This window comes from Burkholderia sp. PR2, assembly GCF_052372875.1.
Lineage (GTDB): Bacteria > Pseudomonadota > Gammaproteobacteria > Burkholderiales > Burkholderiaceae > Burkholderia > Burkholderia diffusa.
Map to the genome: position 1 here is coordinate 980,486 of NZ_JBQRWH010000001.1, position 20,648 is coordinate 1,001,133.

Consider the following 20,648-nt stretch of genomic DNA (forward strand, 5'->3'; position numbering starts at 1 on the left):
AACAACAACACCTCGATCATGACAATCCGTATTCAGGCCGTGCTTCTGTCAGCTGCGTGGCTGATACCCATGGCGGTGTCGGCGCAAGAAGCTCCGCGCCTGCTCCTTCCGGGCGGTAACGAACAGCAAACCCGACAGCAAGAAGAAGCGCGCGAGCGCGAACGAGCGGTCGCCGCGCCCGGGGTGCGTTCGGGGGTGACGGCGAGCGCCGGGTATCCGACGCTGCCGTCGGAGTCGCCGTGCTTTCGCATCGATCGTTTCTCGCTCGACGTGCCCGACGCGTTGCCCGCGTCCGTGAAAGCGCAAGGCGCCTCGGCACTGCCGATGGACCGCTTCGCGTTCGCGCGCGAATGGCTCGATCACTACACCGGCCAGTGTGTCGGAAAACAGGGCCTCGACGTCCTCGTCAAGGGCCTGTCGCAGGCGATCCTGGCGCGCGGCTACGTCACGACGCGCGTGCTGTTGCCCGAACAGGATCTGTCGACCGGCACCCTGAAGTTGTCGCTGATCCCCGGCGTGATCCGCCACGTGCGCTTCGCCGACGAGAAGCTGCGCGGCACCTGGAAAACCGCCTTCCCGACCCGCGACGGCGAGCTGCTGAACCTGCGCGACCTCGAGCAGGGCCTCGAGCAGATGAAGCGCGTATCGAGCCAGGACGTGTCGATGCAGATTGTCCCCGCTGACGGGCCGGGCGAGAGCGACGTCGTGCTCGACGTGAAGCGCGGCAAGCCCTGGATGGTGGTCGCGTCGATCGACAACTCGGGCACGCGCGCAACCGGCCGCCTGCAGGGCAACCTGTCGCTCGGCATCGATAATCCGTTGGGCCTGCACGACATCTTCAACATCGGCGTAAGCCAGGATCTTGAGTTCGGCGACAAGCGCCTCGGCTCGCACGGCTGGAACGGCTTCTATTCGATCCCGTGGGGCTACTGGACCGCGACGCTTTCGGCGTACACGAACACGTATTACCAGCAGATCGCCGGCGTAAACCAGACGTTCATCGCGAGCGGCAACTCGAAGACGGTCGATTTCAAGCTGAACCGTGTGCTGTCGCGCAGCCAGAACGATGTGTTCGGCGCGCAGGTCCGGCTGTCGCGCCGCTTCGGCCAGAGTTTCATCGAAGACACCGAAATCCCGCAGCAGCGCCGCAACAACACCTTCATCGAGTTCGGCCTGACCGACCGCCACTACTTCGGCAACGCGCAGTTCGACGGCACGCTCGCGTACCGCCAGGGGATCGGCGCATTCGGCGCGCAGGACGACAGCCTGGCGGCCGACGGCGGCCCGACCTACCGCTACAAGATGGCGGTGCTCGACGCGAACCTGTCGGTGCCGTTCGCGATCGCACAGCAGCCGTTTCGGTACGTCACGACGTTTCACGGCCAGTACACCGGCAACACGCTGTACTACATCGACGACCTGACGATCGGCAGCCGCTACACCGTGCGAGGCTTCGACGGCGAGACGATGCTCGCCGCGGCACGCGGCTTCTACTGGCGCAACGAGCTGCAGGCGCCGATCGGACAGACGGGGCTGGCGGCCTACGCAGGCCTCGACTACGGGCGCGTGTGGGGCCCGCAGCCGGTTGCGCTGGTCGGCACGCAACTGGCCGGCGCGGTGATCGGCGTGAAGGGGAGTGTCGGCACGCGCTTCGGCGGCTACGGTTACGATCTGTTCGTCGGCACGCCGGTGTACAAGCCGTCCGGTTTTCCGACGACCCGCGTGACGCTCGGGTTTCAGTTGACGGCCCAGTTCTGATGAGGACGCACTCGAGTTCAAGCTGCCCGACACTTCGCCGTCCCGATGACACGGGCGAAGACGAGGAACTGACCGCGTTCCTGAACGCGCAGATCGCTACCGTCCTGTCGGCCAGCCACGAGCCGCGTCCGCGTTGCCCGCGCTGTGGCGGCGCTCACATCGTCAGCGCCGGATTCAAGACGCGCCAGAGCGGTCGGCTACCGATGTTCGAGTGCAGGACGTGCCAGCGCTACTTCGGCCGCATCGTCGACACGCCGCTCGGCGAGAAGCATCTCAAGAAGCTGGATCTGTTCGTGTCGTTGCTGTCGCAGCCGATCTCGTGTCTTGAGGCCGGCGAGCGAATGGGCAGCCTGCCGGCCGACATCGGACAGCGTGTGACGGCCTGGCGCGCGTGGCTGCTGCAACTCGATCCGAGCGGCACATGGGAGCGGCGGGTCCAGCTTGGGGGCCGCCCCACCGAACTCGATCCCGCGCCGCTGGCCTTCGACGAGATCGGCGCGCGCGAAGATCTCACCTTGACGACGCGCCTGACGCGCGAGTTCGACGAAGTAAATTCGTTCAGCCACCGGCCACCGCGCTGCGTGGACTGCGGCAGCGGCAAGACGCGCTTCGACGAGCAGCTGCCGGGTGGGTTCCCGCGCTTCAAATGTGCGAACTGTGGGACGCGATTCACCCGACGTCGCGGCACGCCGTTCCTCAACACGAAGGCGAGCACGCTCGAGCGCATGCGGCTGTTCATTCGGCACCTGTCGCTGCCGCTGTCGTTCATGCAGGTATCGGACATCGTCGGCACGTGTCCCGCGATGGTTCAGAAATGGCGCAAGATGTTCGCCGAATTCGCGGACCAACTGGAGCCGAGCGGCACGCTGTCCGCACGGATTCAACTGGGCGTCGAACCCACCGAAACGACGCCGTGCCCATTCTGCGGTCGCGTGGGGCGCGCGCAGCGAACCGCCAGCGGACACTGGTCGTGCGCCGGATGCGGCCGGCTCTTTTCGATGCGGCGCGAAGTGGTCGATCGCCATGGCCGGTTGCATATCGTGGCCGATGAGGCGTAAGGTGTCCAGTGTCCCCGACGATGTCCGGTTGGAGGTACGAACGAAGAGTGTCGAACGATGAGAAAGTCAACGGTGTCCCGCACGGCGCGACCGGCGCGCACGAAGGAAATGTTGCTGCCGCTGTCGACCGCGAAAGTACGTGCGCTGTCGCTGGAAAACCATCTCGCGCTGTCGACGGTGCGCTCGGGGCGCGGTGATTTCGATCAGATCTGCTGCCTGATCCGAGTCGTCTACCTCGCGTATTTCATGCGGGGCGCGACGATGGCGGGCACGGAGCTCGAAGCCTATCGCCGGGCAGAAGCGGCGCTCGACGCGTGCATCAAGCGCATTGAAGAAGACCAGCCATGCGTGTTGCTGGACCACGAGCAGGCGGTGGTCGAGCACGTGCTGGTACTGCACGACGCCCAATTGGCGGCCGTGCCGAAGTTCCGCTATCTGGAAGCGTGGCAGCAACTGCGGCGCTTCGTGGACAGTGGTACCCGCTCGCCGATTCCAGCCGCCACGGTCGGATAGCGACGACGAATGCTAGATCGACTAGGTTCCGGTCACAGCGGCCGGCCAATAATCGTTCCTGTTCTATATGACGCGTCAATGAGCCCCCTGTACGCCGATTTACCGCACCTGACTGAGGCCGAGTTCGACGCGCTGGTGGGCGCCGCGCGGGCACGGCAACACGAGGGCGTGCGCTGTATCTCAGACCGCAGTGTGGCGATGGCCCGCGCGGTCCTGCTCGAGGGCGCACGCTATATCACCGCAGCCCGCCAATACGGCGGCACGCTGAGCACCCAGGCGCTGCAAGCGGTGCACCTACTCCTGCGTTACCGTAACCCCGCCACGGCCGCACCTGCTAATTCGCGCTGCGACCGGTGCGCGTCGACATACGCAGACCTGCCGCAGCTCACCCCGCCTGAGTTCGACACGTTGGTCGAGGCTGCCCAGCAAGAGCCCGGCCGCGGCGGGCGACGCATCTCGACACACGGCATTGTGATGGCACGCGCGGTGCTAGTGGATGGCAAGACGTATCGCGAGGCCGAGCGGGCACTGGGGCTTTCGCATTCGGTGGCGGCCCGTGCGGTAGCGGCATTGCTGCGTTACCGGCCCGACGTGCCGGCGCAGGGAGAGACAACAATGGTGGTACTCGATCCGTTTGGCCGCATTCCTGCGAGCGCGGCGCGCGGCGACGCGTAAAGGAGGCCGCGCGACGGCCATTCACGGCGGATCTGTCGGCGAAATAATCTTTTCCGAAGTCAAGCCAGACGGAACTAGACCGATAACCGATATTATCTGTCCATAGTTGTTTTTGATCTAAACTGGCAAGTATGAAAACGCGTCAGACCGAACCCATCACCTTCCCTGACGACGCCGAACTGGCCGCGCTGCGCGCCTGGTATGCCGGACTCGACGCTCGGGCGGCCGTCGCGCGCTATCTGGGCGAGCGCAAGGCACCCGGGGCATCCGCGCGCGGCGTGCTGGGTGGCATTCGGCGCACCTTGGTCGCGTTCGCGAGGAGCCGTCACCGAGCCGACCTGGCCGAAACATTCGGCGAGCGATCCACCTCGTCGGCCGACACCGTCGCGCGCGCGATCGAGACGTTGCGCAGCCTGCCGGCACCGAAACCCCACATCGCCGACGCCATTGATCAATGGTTGCCGCCTCGCGTGGTGGCGGCGCTGCGGGCGCATGGCATTCGGACGCTGGCCGATCTGACCGTACGGATTCCCCGCCGGCGCCGCTGGTGGACGGCAATCGACGGGCTCGGCGTCGCCGGCGCGCGCAGCGTGGAGGCGTTCTTCGCCGCCCACCCAGCGCTGACCGAACGGGCACGGGCCTTGATTGTCGCGGCGCCCGCCGGCGATGTCGTGCCATGGGAGCAGTTGCGCGTGCCGCACGAAGTCGACGGCTCGCACGGACAGTTTCGAGCGCCGCGGACGGGCTGCTTGCTGAACGCGTCGAACGACTACGAGGCAATCCGGTCCTGGCTGTCGCTGCACGAGTCGGCTGCTACGCAACGTGCGTACAGAAAAGAAGCGGAGCGGCTGATCCTGTGGGCGATCGTCGAGCGCGGCCGTGCGCTGTCGTCGCTTACCACCGACGACGCGATCGCGTACCGCGCCTTCCTGCGCCGGCCCACGCCGCGCGAGCGTTGGATCGGACCGTCTCGGCCGCGGCACAGTGTCGAATGGCGGCCGTTCACTGGCGCGCTGTCGCCCCGATCGGCCGCGTACGCACTGAATGTCCTGTCGGCGCTGTTCCGCTGGTTGGTTGAGCAGCGCTATGTCCTTGCCAATCCGTTCGCCGGCGTCAAGGTCAAGAACCATGCGCCACGCGCCGGATTAGACGTGTCGCGCGGTTTCTCCGAGGGCGAGTGGTTGCTGATCCGCACGCTGGCCGACGGCCTCGAGTGGTCCTACGGTTGGAGCGTGCCGGCCGCTCAGCGCCTGCGCTTCCTGCTGGACTTCGGGTACGCAACCGGCCTACGCGCGAGCGAGCTGGTCGGCGCGACGCTCGCCGACATCCGCCGGGACGAACACGGCGATCACTGGCTGCACGTGCTCGGCAAGGGCGGCAAGCGCGGGAAGGTGACGTTGCCGGCGCTGGCGCGGACGGCGCTCGACCAGTATCTTGTGCAGCGAGGCCTGCCGGTCACACCCGTGCGCTGGAACCCGGCGACGCCGCTCGTCGCAAGTCTCGAGGAGGACGGCGCCCGCATCGAAAGCACGCGACTCTGGCGCGTGCTGCGGCGGTTTTTCGTCCTGGCCGCTGATGCGGTCCAGGACGAGCGGCCTGCGACGGCGGAGAAGTTGCGCCGCGCGAGCCCGCACTGGATGCGGCACACGCATGCATCGCATGCGCTGGCGCGGGGTGCCGAGCTGATCATGGTGCGCGACAACCTGCGCCATGCGTCGATCTCGACGACGTCGACCTATCTGCATAGCGATGAGGTACAGCGGGCCCGACAGTTCGATCAGGCATTTGCCGCACGAAAATGAGCAGCGGGCGGTATATATCAATTTACAGATAACCGTGAGGATTTCCATAACCTCAAGGCTTATGATAGAAAATTGTGCTTATCATGATTGCCGCCAATAGCTCCGCTCACCAACCTGTCTCAAGACGATGGAATCCCCATGAGTGAAAATGTCTTGTCTGCGTCGAAACCCACGATACCGCGCACGGTTTGGGCGCTGGGACTGGTCAGCCTTTTCATGGATCTGTCGTCCGAGCTCGTTCACGCATTGCTGCCGATTTTTCTCGTGACGACTATGGGCATGAGTGTCGCCGCGCTCGGCCTCCTTGAGGGGGCGGCGGAGGCCACAGCGATGATCGTCAAGGTGTTCTCCGGACCGCTCAGCGACTGGCTCGGTCGCCGCAAAGGTCTGCTATTACTGGGCTACGGCCTCGCGGCGCTGACGAAACCCCTCTTTCCGCTCGCTGGAACGCCGGCGGTGGTCGCCACCGCGCGCCTGCTTGATCGGGTCGGCAAGGGGATCCGGGGAGCGCCGCGCGACGCGCTGGTCGCCGATGTGGCGCCGCCGGAAATCCGCGGCGCGTGCTTTGGCTTGCGACAGTCGATGGATACGATCGGCGCGTTCCTCGGCCCGCTGCTTGCCATCGGGTTGATGCTGTGGTTCGCCGACCACATCCGAACCGTCCTGTGGTTCGCGGTCGTGCCCGCGTTCGTTGCCATTGCCGTTATCCTGTTCGGCATCCACGAACCCGATCCCCCAACGACGTCGCGAGCGTTTCGCTCGCCATTGCGTTGGCGGGCACTGCGCGAATTTCCGGCCCATTACTGGTTTATCGTCACGATCGGCGGCGCATTCACGCTGGCGCGTTTTAGCGAAGCGTTCCTCGTGTTGCGCGCGCAGCAGACGGGGCTCGACATCGCGTGGATACCCGGCGTGATGGTGGTGATGAGCTTGGTCTATACACTGTCCGCGTATCCGATTGGAATTCTCTCCGACCGGTTCGACCGACGCGTGTTGTTGGCCTGTGGCTTAGTCCTGCTGATCGTCGCTGACCTGCTGTTGGGCGCCAGCGCATCGATGGTCACCATGTTTGCAGGCGTCGCGGTATGGGGGCTGCATATGGGCTTTACGCAAGGCATTTTGGCCGCAATGGTGGCCGAAACGTCGCCAGCCGCGCTGCGAGGTACCGCGTTCGGCGTGTTCAACCTGGTGAGCGGCATCGCCATGCTACTTGCCAGCGCAATTGCCGGTTGGCTATGGGAGCGGTTTGGCGCGTCGACGACCTTTTTCACCGGTGCCGCACTCGCGACCGCGCCTCTGATCATGTGCTTGTTTGCTCCACGTCCATCCATGCGAACCCACTCAACGGAATAACTCAAAATGGACATCTTGTTGGCCGCGGAAGCGGCAGTACGGGAGACGGTGTCGGTTGTCGTGCAGCGCCATCGATCGGCGGGCATCTTGACGTGGAATCTGCTCCATCGAATCGAGTCGGAGGTCTTGGCAGAAGTCGCCGCAACCGGCAAGCATAGCAAGCGGATGCTCGATATGTTGCGCGCGCCCGCGGCACTGAGCTATCCGTTGGATGATCGACCTGCGTCGTTCGAAGGCCACGATTTTGTGCCGATTGTTTTCGGAGCGATCGCTGACGCGTGGCATCGCGTCAATTGATGGCTAACCAGAGGTGGCCGGCAAGTTCGCATACCAGCTGCAATCGTCAGCGGCGCCGCAATCGACGCGCTCTACGACGCTGAATGCGAGACATTCTCTTGGACAGTTGACGGCATGAGCCGAAGCGCCGAGTGAGTGCGGAGACTTCTCGATCAGCCCCCTGGATACGCCGCACGCACCGGTCGAACGCGCTGGCGCGGGGCGCCGAATTGATCATGCAACCCACGGCTGGGCAACGATAGCCTGACGGGTGAAATCCAGCCGGATCGAGTCGATAAAGGTTGGGAACTTCGTCGAAAAATCATTGGGTTAATGCGTTTTTGGCGAAAATTTCACGAATCCCGGCCGACCCTCTTACACGATCGAGTGGAAGCACTTCCAGGCCGCCGCGCCCGTTGCCGAAAGCCTGAACGGCAATGCGATCGACATCGGCTTCCTCGGCGATTCCGCGCTGCTCACGCTGGCCGCGCGCGGTGCGCCGGTGAAAGTGATCGCGGTGTCGCGGCAGAGCCTCGACGGCGTCGCGATCCTCGTGCCGAAGAACTCGCCGGTGCGCACCGTCGCCGACCTGCAGGGCAAGACCGTGGCCGTCTGGCGTGGCGCATGGAGCCAGCAGCTCGTGCTGCGCGCGCTCGAACACGCTGGCCTGCGCGCGGATTCCGTCAAGTACGCTTACCTGATGCCGATCGATGCGACCAACGCGCTCGCGAACGGCTCGGTCGACGCCGTGTCGCTGTGGGAGCCGTTCGTCAGCACGCTCGCGCTGCGGCAAGGCGCGCGGCCGGTGACGACCGCGCAGGGCCTGATGCCCGCGCTGAGCTTCGTCGCGGCGAACGAGCAGGCGGCTACGGCCAGGCGCGCGGAGATCACCGATTTCCTGAAGCGCGTGGTGGCCGCACGCCAGTGGGTCGACAGTCATCCGCGCGAGTATGCCGACCTGTGGGCGAAGCGCGCGAAGCTCGAGCCGGACGTCGCGTACCGCTGGCTCGACAACGCGCACCAGCGCGTGGGCCCCGTCGACGACACGGCCGCGAAGGACGCGCAGAACACGGCCGACTTCCTGCACAAGGCCGGCGTGATTCCGGCCGCCTACGACACGGCGAAGCTGCTCGACCGGTCGTATGCGGGCGCATTCGCGGCGCCCGCGCAAAAGACGGCGGCCGCGCAGTGACCGTGCCGCCACGTCCGCCCGTTTCCGGCGATTCACGCGCATGTCGCGGAACTCGACCGGTATCACGCGGCGGTGACGGCGTAGGCGGCGAAGGTTGTCTTTTCGTTTCACCCGGGCATTTCAATCGTGGAATGCCGGGACGATTTCATTTCATGGGTCAGCGCATCGAGTCAGAACGACGGCAACCCCGGCGGATTCGTCTCCGCGCGCGCGACCGCCTCGCTCTGCTTACCCCAGCGCGCAAGCGCCTGCCCGTAGCGGCCGTTGCCGATGAGCGCGTTCGTCGCGAGCGTCAGCGGATTGCGCCTCCCGCATGGTGGCGCTCGACCTCGACCTGGATCGCGGACAGCACGGTCAGGATGATCAGGTACCAGACGGTCGCGACCATCAGCAGCGGAATCACTTCGAAATTAAGGATTTCGCAGGGTGTGTCAGAAGGCTTGCAGGGGGAGTGGGGTGGGCTGAGAAACCGTAGTCGATCAGGCGTATTACCCGATGACGCGCGGCGGCGTCGAAGCCTCCGCCAGCTGAAACAGGCAATCGCCGCGCCGCACCTGTGCGGGCACGCGCTTGCACACCACTTCGCCGTCGCCCTTGAAGCGATGCAGCACGGGTTCACGCAGCGGCGTGTCGGGGAAGTGCACCCACGCGGCCGGCTGGCCGGCCTTCACCTGGTCGCCGAGTTCGACGAGCGGTTCATACAGCCCGCGCTCGTACGCGTAGACGAAGTGGCGATCGCCGTCGACGCGCAGGAAGCGCGTGACGGTCGGCGGCGCGTCGGGCACGAGTGCGCCGTGCAGCAGGCCGATATGGCCGAGGTAGTGCAGCAGCCCGTGGCGGCCGAGCCGGATCAGCGACGGATCGGCCATCCCCGCGCCGCCGAGCTCGGTCACGATCGAGATCGCGCCCTGCCGGCGCGCGGCCGATGCCGAGTGCACCGGGTTCGGCGCGTGCAGCAGCGCGTTCGGCAGCCCGAACGCGACCAGCAGCCCGTTGAGCTTCGCCGCCTCGTCGTCGTCGAGCGGGTCGATCGCGAGCATGTTGCCGCCCTGGTACAGCAGCGAGCTGCCGCCCGAATGCAGGTCGACCAGATACTGCGCGCGCGACAGCAGCGCATGCTCGATGTAATGCGCGATCATCTGCGTCGGCGTGCCGGTCGGGTCGCCGGGGAAGCTGCGATTCAGGTTGCCTTCGTCGAGCGGCGACACGCGCAAGCCTGCATCGGCCGCGGGGAAATTCGCCATCGGCAGCAGGATCAGTTGCCCGCTGACCATCTCCGGATCGATCTCGCGCATCAGCTGCGACACGATGATCTGGCCTTCGTATTCGTCGCCGTGGTTGCCGGCCATCACGAGCGCGACCGGGCCGTCGCCATTGCGGATCGACGCGATCGGGATCGGCAGCCAGCCGTATGCGGAGCGATGCACGGAATGCGGCAGGCGCAGGTAGCCCGCATGCTTGCCTTGTGCATCGAGATCGATTTCGCAGTGGATGGGATTTCGGTGGGAGGAGGAAGCGGTCATGGCGGCATCGTTCGATGAACGTAATCTGCCATCTTATCGGGAAACGACCGCCGCGCGGCGTGCGCGATGCGGGCGATGCCGGACGCGGTCAAGCGGCTCGCGCGCGAACCTGCGACATGCGCCATCCGAGCAGCCGCACGCGATGTTGCAGCGGTGATACGCATGCCGGCGCGCGGCCGCCCGCGCACGCCGTGTTGCGCGTCGGGCCCCTTGTCGCAACGGGGCCGGCGCGCGCGATCGCTTCAGCGACCGGATGTTTCAGCTTCGATACGGCCTTCTTCCCACAGCGCCCAGAAACGGCTGCCGGCGCGATAGGGATTTGCGCGTCGCGCCGCGTGATCGGTGACGCCCTGGCGAAATGCGCCGTACAGCGTCAGCGGCGGATTGTCGACACACGCGGCTTCACGCGCGGCGGGCGCGCGGTGATCGGAAACGAGTCGCCGGATCAGCGAGGCGCCGTCGATCACGTCAAGTTGATCGCTCGCTTCCGCACGGCTGAGGACTTCGACGGTATTCATGTGTGGGCTCCCTGACATCCTGTTTCCCAGTCAAAGAGCAATAAGGGTGCCAGCCGCGAAATTCCGCTTGCCGCACCGATCGTGCGGGCTTCTGCGGCGAACGTGACGCGCGGTGCGGGCCGATGTTACGGAACACGTCACGTGACACGGGCGAGCGCGGCGGAACACGTGCGCGTATGCGCCCAGCCACGCGAAGCGTTTCGGGAATCAATCGCGGGGAAGCGAAAAGGGACACGCAGGAGGGACGCGCAGTAAAGCGCGCAGGCCGTCGGCGTGAACGAACGCGCGCGCTCAGCTCGTGGTCGCGGGCGCCACGCGCCTGCTTCCGGCCGAATAGAAGCGGTAGATTCCCTTGCCGGCCGACTTCGCTTCGTACAGCGCGCTGTCGGCCTGCCGGATCAGTTCGTCGGCGGAGCCGTGCCCGTCGTCGAGCGCGATGCCGATGCTGATCCCGAAGCTGACGGTCTCGCCGATCGACAGCGCGTACGGCGCCGAGATCTGCCGGATGATCCGCGCGGCGAGCAGCGAACAGGCCTGCATCGTGGTGGCGTCGAGCGCGACGACGAACTCGTCGCCGCCGATCCGCGCCGCCAGCTCGCCGGGCGGCAGGGTCTTGCCGAGCCGCTCGGCGACCTGCGTGAGCACTTCATCGCCGGCCTGGTGGCCGAACCGGTCGTTGATTGCCTTGAAGCCGTCGAGGTCGAGATACATGACGGCGAGCGTGGCGCCCGGCAGGCGCGGCCGATGCGCGAGCATCCGCTTGAGTTGCGCATGCAGTTCGTGGCGGTTCGGCAATCCCGTCAGCGCGTCGTGTCGCGCGAGGTGCCGGATGTGCTGTTCGCTGCGGCGGCGCGTGGTGACGTCCTCGACGATGATCACCGCGTTGCCGTCCGGCACGCGATGGCGCGTCAGTTCCAGCTGTCGGCCGTCGGCGAGCGTGATGTCGAGCGGCACCGGTTCGTCATGGTTCAGCCAGACGTCGCATTGCACGGCGAGACCTGCACCGTCGGAATCGGTCACCGCGTTCGCGCCGAGCGCCGCGACGACGTCGGGTAGCGGCGTATCGAGCATGATCTCGCGTGGCGAGCCGAACAATTGCGCGGTACGACGGTTCGCGACGATCACGCGGCTCTCGCCGTCGATCATGCACAGGCCGTGCGGCATGTAGGTGAGGGCGGCGTCGAAACGCGCGACGAGCTCGGCGTTGCGCTGGCGCGCGGCGATCAGCGCGACCAGCACGCGGTAATGACGCTGGACGACCGTGCGCATGGCCGCGAGATAGATCGCGAGCGGCGGCAGCAGCAGCCATGCGCCGGGCCGGTCGACCAGCAACGCGCCGAGGCCGATCGGCAGGACGCCGAGCGTGACCTGGGTCATCGCGAGCCGCGGCAGCGCCGAATTGCGCGACGCGATCCCGCCGAACACGCCGCCCGCGACCATCACCGACAGCGTGCCGAGCTCGGCGTCGGGCGCCTCCACGCAGCCCATCACGCCGAGGCCGAGCACGAAGCACGCGGCAAGCGACACGGGCGCATAGCGCAGCGCCCAGTATTCGGCGCGATCGTCGCCGGCGGCACGGTGCACTGCATACGCGCGTGCGATCGCGAGCCGCGCGGCGAGCAGGCCGACGTCGACGATGAGCCACACCAAACACCAGAGTTGTTGCAGCCGGATCAGCGCGATCGCCGCGACGAACGCGCTGGCGAGGCCGGACAGCGCCATCGGGCGTACGTCTTCGAACAGCGTGACGAGCATCGACGGGCGTAGCCCGGCCGTCACGCGGTGATTGCCGCAGGGGGGAGTGGCGAGAACGGCGTTCAGGAGGCTTGCCTTGACTGCCATGGCTATTTTGACCTCGACACGATGCGGCGCATTGCCGAGCGCCCCGCACGGCACGTGGCGGGGCGACCGGCGAGCCGGATGCGCACGACATTACCATGAAACGCCGGCCGCGCGTGACGTGCGGGGGCGTCGGCGAGTCGTCTCAGACCACGCCGGCGTGCGCCGTGCGCATTCGCCGACGCGGGGGCAGGCGTCGTTGCCCACGGGACGATGTCGGACAGTCGCCCGCGGACCGGTTTCGGCGCGCACCGCTCATGGCAGGCCCCTGGCGCGCGATCGGCCCGCGGCGATCGATGCGCCCGCCGCGACACCGCCCGGTCGCGCTCGTGTGCCGCCCGCGACCGGGTGCCGCAGCCCGTGTAAATCCCGTTATAAGAAATTCAATAAGTATTTCATGTGGGAAATACTATAGGCGATATATCTAAAACAATGCCAGAATGCGCGCCGCTCCGAACGCCGCGACACCCTATCGCCGTCCGAGCCGCATCAGGAGGTTCCCCCCCACATGAAAAACCACGGCCTGTCACGGCGGGGTTTTCTGAAAGCCAGCGTGCTGGCGGGCGTCGCGGTGTATGTCGCGCCCATCGGCAGCCGCGCGTTCGCGGCGCTCTTCGAAGAAAAACTCCTCACGCCCGTCAAATGGGATAGCGTCACCGGCATCCCCCAATTCCGCATCGACGGCATCGCGAAAGTCACGGGCTCAAAAGTGTTCGCCCGTGACGTGCGTGCCGCCGACATGCCGCACTGGCCGCAGCAGCAGTCGCACGCGCTGATCCTCCGCGTCACGCAGGCCGACCGCACGTACGAAGGCTTCGACCTGTCGCTGCTCGGCGACGAACTGAAGCCGGACCGCGTGGTCACGGCCGACGATCTCGCGCGCGACGGCGTCGCGTTCCCGGCGTTCTATGGCGACGACATGCTGTTGCCCGCCGGCAAGACGCCCGCGTATCTCGGCCATGCGGTCGCGATCCTCATCTATCACGACTTCGCGCGCTTCCGCTTCGCGAAGAACGCGCTCAAGTTCCGCGACGACGTGATCCGCTACGGCGCGGTCACGGGCCCGCTCGAGCGCGATCCGTGGGGCACGTTCCGCTTCGTTCGGGTAGGCGGCAAGACGGCCTATGACGACGACGTCTATTCGAGCCTGAAGGACGCGCCGATCTTCCCGAGCATGATGCGCAAGCACCTGCCGGTCTGGCCGGACGGCAAGGAGCACGGCAAGCTCGACGAGCAGGGCATGTTCCTGGCCGGGCAGATCGCCAGCGAGTTCGACCATCCGCCGGCCGACTGGCTCGTGTTCGACCGCGCGTACAGCACGCAGTCGGTCGACACCGCCGCGCTCGAACCCGACAACGCGAACTGCTGGTACGACGCCGCGACGCAGGCGCTGCACCTCGTCGTGCCGACGCAGTCGCCGCTCGAAGTGGCGGAGAACGCGGCCGCCATGGTCGCGAAATGCCGCTTCCCGGTGAAGAAACTGTTCGTGCATCCGTGCTACACGGTCGGCTACGGCTCGAAGGATCACTGCAACGTGCCGTTCTACGGCCTCGTCTGCGCGCTGTACGCGGACGGCCGCCCGGTGCGGTTCGCGAACGACCGATACGAGCAGTTCCAGACATCGCTGAAGCGTCACGCGTTCAGCATGCATTACCGGATCGCGGTCGATCGCAACACGGGTCTCATGCAGTCGTTCAAGGGCGACTTCGAGGCGAACGGCGGCGGGCGCTCGAACTTCTCGCCGTCGGTGGCGATGGTCGGCGCGACGGCCGCGCAATCGATCTACTACTTCCCGAAGAGCGACCTCGCGGCAGTCGCGATCGCGTCGCGCGCGATCGACGCAGGCTCCGCGCGCGGCTACGGCACGCTGCAGAGCATGGCCGCGACCGAGATGGCGGTCGACGAGATCGCCGCGCAGCTGAACCTCGATCCGATCGAGTTCCGCCTGCGCAACGCGCTGCGTTCGGGGATGAAGAACACGCAGGGCGCGATTCCCGCCGGCGCGCTGCGCGTCGACGAAGTGCTGGAACGTGCGAGGCAGCATCCGTTGTGGACGCGCCGTGCGGCGCGCAAGGCCGAATTCGAGGCGGCGAACCCGGGCAAGCGCTACGGCGTCGGCTTCGCGTGCGTGCAGAAGGATTTCGGCACGGGTGCCGAGGCATCGTTCGCGAAGGTCGAATTCGACGAGAACGGCAGGGTGTCGCTGCATCACACGGCTGCCGAGATCGGCACCGGGATGTCGACGTCGCAGGCCGTCGCGGTCGCGAAGTGGCTCGGTCGCCCGGCGACCGAGGTGCGCGTCGCAGTGACCGAATGGCCCGATCTGCCGGTCGAGACGAGCGGCGATCCGTACCTGATGTCGCAAGCCGACCAGGACCGGCTGAGCACGAATCCGCGCTGGTCGCCGGGCTATGCGTCGCCGTCGAGCGCGACGAACTCCGCGTACTACTTCACGCACAGCACGCGCGAAGCCGCGCGCGCGGTGTTCCGCTATGGGCTGTGGCCGGCCGCGATGTCGATCTGGACGCGCGGCCTCGGCGGCGGCCAGGCCGCGCCGTACACGATCCGCATCGAGGACGCGCGCTGGGTCGACGGCAAGCTGACCGCCGACGGCCTCGAGCCGCTGACGTTCGAGCAGCTCGCGAAGCAGGCGCATGCGCTCGGCCTGGCGACCGGCGCCGTCGTACACGTGTTCAACCGCTGGCAATGGACCGACGCCGAATTCGACGTGGGCGGCGCGGTCGATCGTCTGCCGATCGACGGGCTGTCGCTGCGGATCGGCGCGCCGAAGACCGGCGACGACGGCCCGATGCCGGGCACCGCCGCGCCGGCCGGCGCGACCGCGATGCACGGCACGCTGGCGCCGACCGCGAACGGCTATCGCGTGCTGGACCGCAAGCGCGTGTTCATCCCGCCGACGAGCCGCAACAACGCGGCCGTCACGTACTACACGGCGGTCGGCACGCTCGTCGAGCTGGCCGTGCACGAAGCGACCGGCAAGGTCGAGCTGCTCACGCATCACTCGATCATGGAGTGCGGCAACCAGATCTCGCCGCAGCTCGTGTCGGGCCAGTTGCAGGGCGGCCTCGCGATGGGCATCGGCCATGCGCTGCACGAGTACCTGCCGCTTTACGAAGACGGCCCCGGCAACGGCACGTGGAACTTCAACCGCTACCAGCTGCCGCGCGCGACCGACGTCGCCGTGTGGTCGCAGACGGGCGACATCCTGCCGCCGCTGTCCGAGACCGATCCGCCGAAGGGTGTCGCCGAAGTGGTGATGATCCCCGTCGTCGGCGCGATCGTGAACGGCATCGCGCACGCGATCGGCCATCGTTTCACCGACTTGCCGGTGACCCCGCAAAAGATTCAGGAGGTGCTCGCATGACGACCGCCCAAACCGCCGCGTCGGCCGCGACCGGCGCATCCGCGCCGAACGCGGCTTCGGCCGCTCCGGCACCCGCGGCACCGGCTGCCGCACCGGCCACCGTCGAGCGTCCGCTCGTCCGCTTTCAGCAGAAACCGCTGTCGGTGAACATCAACGGCAAGTCCGTCGGCCCGATGCAGGTGCCCGAAGGGCTGATGATGATCGAGTTCCTGCACGAGTATGCGGGCCTCACCGGTTCGCGGCTCGGTTGCGGGCAGGGCATCTGTCACGCGTGCGTCGTGATCGTCGACAAGCCGGACGGCACGAGCGAGGAAATGCGCACATGCATCACCGGCGCGCACTTCTTCCACGGCCGTTCGATCCGCACGATCGAAGGTCACGCGAAGCGCAACCAAGCCGGCGAAGTGGTCGAGCTGTCGCCGATCCAGCAGAAGTTCCTCGAGCACTTCAGCTTCCAGTGCGGCTACTGCACGCCGGGCTTCGTCAACGCGGCGACGGTGCTGATCGAACGCCTGAAGCGCGAGCCGGTCGCGAAGGCCGACGTCGAGCGCACGATCACCGACGCGCTGAACGCGCACATCTGCCGCTGCACCGGTTACGTCCGCTATTACGAAGCCGTGAAGGACGTGATCCTGACCACGCCGGGACTCGTGAAGGACGCCGCATGAAACGCACATTCGCCCATCGTGCCGCGCGGGCCGCGGGCCTGCCGGCACTCGCGGCCGCCTGCGCGCTGCTGCTCGCCGCCTGCGGCGGCCATGACGCGCCGGCTTCGAGCGCGGCTTCCGGCGCGCCCGGTGCCGACCAGGTCGCGCGCGGCCGCTATCTCGTGAAGGCCGCGGACTGCGCGGCGTGCCACACCGCGAAGGACGGCGCGCCGTTCGCCGGCGGTGCGCCGCTCGAATCGCCGTTCGGCACGTTCTACGGCTCGAACATCACGCCCGACAAGGACCACGGGATCGGCGGCTGGAGCGCGGACGACTTCTACGCCGCGCTGCATGACGGCAAGGCGCCGGCCAAGCGCCTGTATCCGTCGATGCCGTATACGTCATACCGGCAGCTCACGCGCGCCGATACCGACGCGATGTACGCGTACCTGAAGACGGTGAAGCCGGTCGCTCAGGAAAACCGCCCGCACGAACTCAAGTTCCCGTACAACCTGCGCTTCGGCATGGTGTTCTGGGACATGGTGTTTCTGAAGGACAGCCTGCCCGATGCATCGACCGGCCAGTCCGCCGACTGGCAGCGCGGCCGCTATCTGGCGGGCGCGCTCGGCCACTGCGCGGAATGCCACACGCCGCGTGCGTTCACGGGTCAGCTCGACGGCGCGAAGCCGTTCGCCGGCGCCGCGCTCGGCCGCGTGGCCGCGCCGGACATCACTCCGACCGGCCTCGCCGCGCGCGGCTGGACGGGCACCGACCTGCAGACGTTCTTCGGCGTCGGCATCGCGCCGCAAGGCTCGGCGTTCGGCGAAATGTATCCGGTCGTGCACCTGAGCACGCAATACATGACGAAGGACGATCTGCGCGCGCTGTCCGTGTACCTGCTCGGCGATACGCCGCCGGCGCCGCAGGCGGTGAAGCCGGTGTCGGCCGATGCCGCGCAGCTCGCGGCCGGCCGCTCGGTGTATCTCGCGGTGTGCGCGGGCTGTCATGGTTTCGACGGCGAAGGCAAGCCGCACGTGGCGGTGCCGATGAACGGCAATTCGACGCTGCGTCAGGGCGATGCGCGCAACCTGCTGGTCGCGATGCTCGACGGCATCGACGAGCAGAAGTTCGCCGGCTTCGAGAACCTGCAACCGATGCCGGGTTTCGCGCACACGCTGAGCGACGACGAACTCGCGCAGCTCGCGAACTACCTGCGCGCGACGTGGGGCGGCCAGCCCGCGAGCGTCACGCCGGCCGACGTGAAGGTCATGCGTCGGTAAGTCGTGCGGCGCGGCGGGGCGTCGCGCGCGAGGCGGCCGGTTTCCGGCCGCGCTCGTGCGTAACGCCCCGCTCGAGCCTTTCCGGCGGCGCTTCAGTAGCCGCCCCCTCCGCCGCCGCCACCGCCACCTCCGCTGCCGCCCGCGCCGCCATACCGGCTCATCCCGGGGCCTGGCGATACGCCGCCACCCGACGACGTACATCCGGCCGACAGCACCAGCATCAGTGCCGCGAGCAGCGCCGCGGCCAATCTTGCCGAATTCATTTCACTCTCCTTTCGCCGAGAAGGCCGCGCGGCAGGGTGGTTCGCGTGAACCGGCGACCGCGCGATGACGAAACGTTTCCGGCGGGCGGTTTATTCCATGCTTTTTGCGTATCGGCACATGGCGACATGGAGCGGGGCAGGCGCTCGCGCATGCAGCCGGGGCGCGGCGCGCCCCGCCCCGCACATTCGCTGCATCCGGGCAACGGAGGGTGAGCAGCCGGAATGCCGCCGTCGCGGCGGCATCCGGTCAACGATAGACGAGATCGGCGCGGCGGTTCTGCGCCCACGAATCCTCGTCGTGGCCGAGCGCGACCGGCTTTTCCTTGCCGAGGCTGACCGCTTCGAGTTGCGACGCTTGCACGCCCAGCGTTTCCAGTGCGCTCATCACGGCTTGCGATCGGCGTTGGCCGAGCGCGAGGTTGTATTCGGACGTCCCGCGTTCGTCGGTGTTGCCCTGGATCAGCACGCGGCGCGACGGGTGGCTGCGCAGGTAGTCGGCGTGCGCCTGCAGCAGCGTCTGGTATTCCGGCTTCACGGAGTACTGGTCGAAATCGAAGTAGACGCTGCGCTTCGCGAGCGGGCTGTTCGGATTGTTGAGATCGTCCGCCGCCACCGTCGCGACCGCTTCGCTCGATGGGGCCGGCGCCATCTCGGCATTCTCCGGCGTTTTCGCCGCGTGGTGACAACCCGCCAGCAGCGCGAAGGCTGCCATGACCGCAAATCGGTTCGTTTTGCTCATCGTGCGTCTCCTGCGGTTGACTGCGAGGAAAGCGTGGTGCGCGCGAACTGTCGCGTCACGCATCCGGCGAGACGGCACGAAAGTGCCGGCTTCCGTGCGCGATGCGCTTTCGTAAGCCGGCGATGCGCCATATGAAAGATTGTCTCGACCGGAACGCCGAAGCACGGCGCCGCTGCAACTAGATTAGGAAAAATGTCACAGCGTGACCAGTTTCTCGGCATTTTTCACACGGGAACGACGCAGGACGCATTCTTGCTTGCGCGGAAACCGCAGCATGCGCGGCGATGCATGATGCGCCATGCCGGTGCGGGCGCGTCTCGTGTCGTGTCGCCGGGTCGTCAGAACTTGTGCCGCAACCCGAGCGCGACCACCAGCTGGTTGCTATTGGCTGACGGCGTCATCGTCCAGACGGTCGCGTTGAACGCGGGATTGCCGTTGCCGCCGCTCACGCTTTGATAGACGGCTTCGAGATACGCGTCCGTGCGCTTCGAGAATGCGTAGTCGGCCTGCGTGACCACATGGTTCCATTTCGGGCGCGTCTGGCCCGTGCGCGTGTCGAAACGGGCCATCGTATACGTGTACGCGGCGGCTACGCTGAACGCCGGCGTGACGAAGTAGCGGCCATCGACCGTGAAGTTGTCGAAGACGAGCGATTCGCCCTTCAGCGGGGTGATGCCGCTGCCCTGGAGCACGCCGCTCACGCCGTCGGTGGCCGAGTGCGACCATGCGGCGCCGACCGAATGCGGGCCGAACGCATAGCGGCCGGCCACGGCCCAGATCTGCTGGTTGCCGCCCGTGATCGTCGCCGAGCCGTCGACCGTGCTCAGTGCGCCGTCCGGATTCGGCGCATTGAGGTCGCGGCTGATCTTCAGGTAACCGGCGCCGAGCTTCAGCGGTCCGTTCGCATACCCGAGCCCGGCGCTCCACACGGCGTTGTTCGAGAACGCGCCGGCCGTGTTCGAGAATCCGTACAACGCGCCGAACGTCAGCCCGCGATACGTCGGGCTCGTGTACTTCACCGCGTGGTTGATGCGCAGGTTGCGGTTCGAGTCGTCGTTGTCGTACGGATGCACCGCGAGGTTGCCGCCCCAGCCGGGGCCCGACGCGCCGAGCGGCGTCACGAAATCGAGGATCAGGTCGTACTGGCGGCCGAACGTGAGCGTGCCTGCCGTGCGCGAGCTCACGCCGAGCCACGCCTGACGGCCGAACATGTCGACGCCTTTCTGCGACAGCTTGCCGTTCGTGCCCGCGAAGCCGTTCTCGAGCGTGAAGACCGCCGCCATCCCGCCGCCGAGATCCTCGCGGCCGCGCAGCCCCCAGCGCGACGCGTTCAACGCGCCGCTCGTCAGCCCGACGCTGCCGCTGCCGGGCGAACCGGCACCTTGCGTACGCTGGTTGGTCGCGTAGGTGATCGACGTATCGATCAGGCCGTACAGCGTCACGCTGCTCTGCGCGTGCGCGACGCACGGAATCAGGCCGGCCGCGCAGGCGGCGAGCACTGTCCCCGGGAGCGCCCCGGTACGACGGCCGCGGCGGACGGCATGCGGCGTGGCAACGCGCGCGTTGGCGGGCTGGATGGTTTTATAGGAATGCATAGGATTTTTTATCGTTGGTCTCCGGCCCGATCGCCGGTGGGTCGCGTCGGCGCGCCGGCCGACTGATCGAGCGGCCATTATTGGAGATCGCGCGACCGTCGATTAAGCCGCTGCACAGGAAAGGTCCTCTGCGAAATCGCGTGGAATCGTGGCGTTTCGATGCAGGGTGTTTCCGTCGAATCGGCGCGCAATGGAACCATCGCGTGTGCGGAAGGATTCGGCAGGGCCGGGG

The 20,648-nt window shown here is 66.9% G+C and carries 16 protein-coding genes and 2 pseudogenes; 11 read left to right on the top strand and 7 right to left on the bottom strand.

Annotation, left to right across the window (positions count from 1 at the left end; genetic code table 11):
• The first annotated feature begins 18 nt into the window (after positions 1-18).
• The 8 genes and pseudogenes from ACT2FV_RS04380 to ACT2FV_RS04415 all read left to right on the top strand — a co-directional run.
• The gene (locus ACT2FV_RS04380) at positions 19-1,758 is read left to right on the top strand and encodes a ShlB/FhaC/HecB family hemolysin secretion/activation protein (protein WP_444503307.1); all 1,740 of its coding nucleotides are present in this window, start codon (positions 19-21) and stop codon (positions 1,756-1,758) included.
• A complete protein-coding gene (locus ACT2FV_RS04385) occupies positions 1,758-2,816 on the top strand; it encodes a DUF746 domain-containing protein (RefSeq protein ID WP_444503308.1) in 1,059 nt (352 codons plus the stop codon). The genes ACT2FV_RS04380 and ACT2FV_RS04385 overlap by 1 nt, the downstream gene beginning before the upstream one ends.
• A 108-nt stretch (positions 2,817-2,924) precedes the next feature.
• Positions 2,925-3,329, top strand: a complete 405-nt coding sequence (locus ACT2FV_RS04390) for a hypothetical protein (RefSeq protein ID WP_444503309.1) — start codon at positions 2,925-2,927, stop codon at positions 3,327-3,329.
• Between the two features lie 78 nt (positions 3,330-3,407).
• Positions 3,408-4,004 carry a hypothetical protein gene (locus ACT2FV_RS04395; protein WP_444503310.1) on the top strand — a complete coding sequence of 199 codons (597 nt, stop codon included), beginning with the start codon at positions 3,408-3,410 and terminating at the stop codon, positions 4,002-4,004.
• Positions 4,005-4,135: 131 nt separating this feature from the next.
• A complete protein-coding gene (locus ACT2FV_RS04400; RefSeq protein WP_444503311.1) occupies positions 4,136-5,806 on the top strand; it encodes a phage integrase family protein in 1,671 nt (556 codons plus the stop codon).
• A 138-nt stretch (positions 5,807-5,944) separates the two neighbouring features.
• Positions 5,945-7,159, top strand: a complete 1,215-nt coding sequence (locus tag ACT2FV_RS04405) for an MFS transporter (RefSeq protein WP_444503312.1) — start codon at positions 5,945-5,947, stop codon at positions 7,157-7,159.
• A gap of 6 nt (positions 7,160-7,165) precedes the next feature.
• Positions 7,166-7,456, top strand: a complete 291-nt coding sequence (locus tag ACT2FV_RS04410) for a DUF2471 family protein (RefSeq protein WP_444503313.1) — start codon at positions 7,166-7,168, stop codon at positions 7,454-7,456.
• A gap of 355 nt (positions 7,457-7,811) precedes the next feature.
• Positions 7,812-8,627 (top strand): annotated as a pseudogene (locus ACT2FV_RS04415) (aliphatic sulfonate ABC transporter substrate-binding protein); the annotation flags it as partial.
• A gap of 170 nt (positions 8,628-8,797) precedes the next feature.
• On the opposite strand, the pseudogene ACT2FV_RS04420 reads toward ACT2FV_RS04415, so the two are convergent.
• The 4 genes and pseudogenes from ACT2FV_RS04420 to ACT2FV_RS04435 all read right to left on the bottom strand — a co-directional run.
• Positions 8,798-8,926, bottom strand: a pseudogene (locus tag ACT2FV_RS04420) (ABC transporter substrate-binding protein); the annotation flags it as partial.
• Positions 8,927-9,115: 189 nt separating this feature from the next.
• A complete protein-coding gene (locus ACT2FV_RS04425; protein WP_124622713.1) occupies positions 9,116-10,150 on the bottom strand; it encodes a succinylglutamate desuccinylase/aspartoacylase family protein in 1,035 nt (344 codons plus the stop codon).
• Between the two features lie 242 nt (positions 10,151-10,392).
• Entirely contained in the window at positions 10,393-10,668 is a 276-nt protein-coding gene (locus ACT2FV_RS04430) for a hypothetical protein (protein WP_059600470.1), read from the bottom strand.
• Positions 10,669-10,959: 291 nt separating this feature from the next.
• Positions 10,960-12,510: a sensor domain-containing diguanylate cyclase gene (locus ACT2FV_RS04435; protein ID WP_174911790.1), complete on the bottom strand. Its 1,551-nt coding sequence runs from the start codon at positions 12,508-12,510 to the stop codon at positions 10,960-10,962.
• A gap of 505 nt (positions 12,511-13,015) precedes the next feature.
• Here ACT2FV_RS04435 and ACT2FV_RS04440 point away from each other — a divergent pair.
• Genes ACT2FV_RS04440 through ACT2FV_RS04450 form a run of 3 tightly spaced genes read left to right on the top strand, consistent with a single transcriptional unit; the run spans position 13,016 to position 17,819 of the window.
• Positions 13,016-15,892, top strand: coding sequence for a xanthine dehydrogenase family protein molybdopterin-binding subunit (locus ACT2FV_RS04440; protein ID WP_444503314.1), 2,877 nt, complete (start codon positions 13,016-13,018; stop codon positions 15,890-15,892).
• Positions 15,889-16,560, top strand: coding sequence for a (2Fe-2S)-binding protein (locus ACT2FV_RS04445; protein WP_444503315.1), 672 nt, complete (start codon positions 15,889-15,891; stop codon positions 16,558-16,560). Before ACT2FV_RS04440 ends, ACT2FV_RS04445 begins: the two co-directional genes overlap by 4 nt.
• Positions 16,557-17,819: a c-type cytochrome gene (locus ACT2FV_RS04450; RefSeq protein WP_444503316.1), complete on the top strand. Its 1,263-nt coding sequence runs from the start codon at positions 16,557-16,559 to the stop codon at positions 17,817-17,819. The genes ACT2FV_RS04445 and ACT2FV_RS04450 overlap by 4 nt, the downstream gene beginning before the upstream one ends.
• Positions 17,820-17,911: 92 nt before the next feature.
• Here ACT2FV_RS04450 and ACT2FV_RS04455 read toward each other — a convergent pair whose 3' ends face one another.
• The 3 genes from ACT2FV_RS04455 to ACT2FV_RS04465 all read right to left on the bottom strand — a co-directional run bounded on the left by ACT2FV_RS04455 (position 17,912) and on the right by ACT2FV_RS04465 (position 20,416).
• Positions 17,912-18,082, bottom strand: a complete 171-nt coding sequence (locus ACT2FV_RS04455; protein ID WP_174911803.1) for a hypothetical protein — start codon at positions 18,080-18,082, stop codon at positions 17,912-17,914.
• Between the two features lie 247 nt (positions 18,083-18,329).
• Positions 18,330-18,821 (bottom strand): peptidoglycan-associated lipoprotein Pal, encoded by a 492-nt coding sequence (gene pal / locus ACT2FV_RS04460; RefSeq protein WP_059468012.1) that lies wholly within the window; start codon positions 18,819-18,821, stop codon positions 18,330-18,332.
• 338 nt (positions 18,822-19,159) lie between these two features.
• Positions 19,160-20,416, bottom strand: a complete 1,257-nt coding sequence (locus ACT2FV_RS04465; RefSeq protein WP_444503317.1) for a porin — start codon at positions 20,414-20,416, stop codon at positions 19,160-19,162.
• Between the last annotated feature and the right edge of the window lie 232 nt (positions 20,417-20,648).

What these genes read in the sequence shown, in the direction of transcription:
- ACT2FV_RS04380 (WP_444503307.1), top strand. Translation starts at nt 19, where the DNA reads ATGACAATCCGTATTCAGGCCGTGCTTCTGTCAGCTGCGTGGCTGATA.
- ACT2FV_RS04385 (WP_444503308.1), top strand. Translation starts at nt 1,758, where the DNA reads ATGAGGACGCACTCGAGTTCAAGCTGCCCGACACTTCGCCGTCCCGAT.
- ACT2FV_RS04390 (WP_444503309.1), top strand. Translation starts at nt 2,925, where the DNA reads ATGTTGCTGCCGCTGTCGACCGCGAAAGTACGTGCGCTGTCGCTGGAA.
- ACT2FV_RS04395 (WP_444503310.1), top strand. Translation starts at nt 3,408, where the DNA reads ATGAGCCCCCTGTACGCCGATTTACCGCACCTGACTGAGGCCGAGTTC.
- ACT2FV_RS04400 (WP_444503311.1), top strand. Translation starts at nt 4,136, where the DNA reads ATGAAAACGCGTCAGACCGAACCCATCACCTTCCCTGACGACGCCGAA.
- ACT2FV_RS04405 (WP_444503312.1), top strand. Translation starts at nt 5,945, where the DNA reads ATGAGTGAAAATGTCTTGTCTGCGTCGAAACCCACGATACCGCGCACG.
- ACT2FV_RS04410 (WP_444503313.1), top strand. Translation starts at nt 7,166, where the DNA reads ATGGACATCTTGTTGGCCGCGGAAGCGGCAGTACGGGAGACGGTGTCG.
- ACT2FV_RS04425 (WP_124622713.1), bottom strand. Translation starts at nt 10,150, where the DNA reads ATGACCGCTTCCTCCTCCCACCGAAATCCCATCCACTGCGAAATCGAT.
- ACT2FV_RS04430 (WP_059600470.1), bottom strand. Translation starts at nt 10,668, where the DNA reads ATGAATACCGTCGAAGTCCTCAGCCGTGCGGAAGCGAGCGATCAACTT.
- ACT2FV_RS04435 (WP_174911790.1), bottom strand. Translation starts at nt 12,510, where the DNA reads ATGGCAGTCAAGGCAAGCCTCCTGAACGCCGTTCTCGCCACTCCCCCC.
- ACT2FV_RS04440 (WP_444503314.1), top strand. Translation starts at nt 13,016, where the DNA reads ATGAAAAACCACGGCCTGTCACGGCGGGGTTTTCTGAAAGCCAGCGTG.
- ACT2FV_RS04445 (WP_444503315.1), top strand. Translation starts at nt 15,889, where the DNA reads ATGACGACCGCCCAAACCGCCGCGTCGGCCGCGACCGGCGCATCCGCG.
- ACT2FV_RS04450 (WP_444503316.1), top strand. Translation starts at nt 16,557, where the DNA reads ATGAAACGCACATTCGCCCATCGTGCCGCGCGGGCCGCGGGCCTGCCG.
- ACT2FV_RS04455 (WP_174911803.1), bottom strand. Translation starts at nt 18,082, where the DNA reads ATGAATTCGGCAAGATTGGCCGCGGCGCTGCTCGCGGCACTGATGCTG.
- pal (WP_059468012.1), bottom strand. Translation starts at nt 18,821, where the DNA reads ATGAGCAAAACGAACCGATTTGCGGTCATGGCAGCCTTCGCGCTGCTG.
- ACT2FV_RS04465 (WP_444503317.1), bottom strand. Translation starts at nt 20,416, where the DNA reads ATGCATTCCTATAAAACCATCCAGCCCGCCAACGCGCGCGTTGCCACG.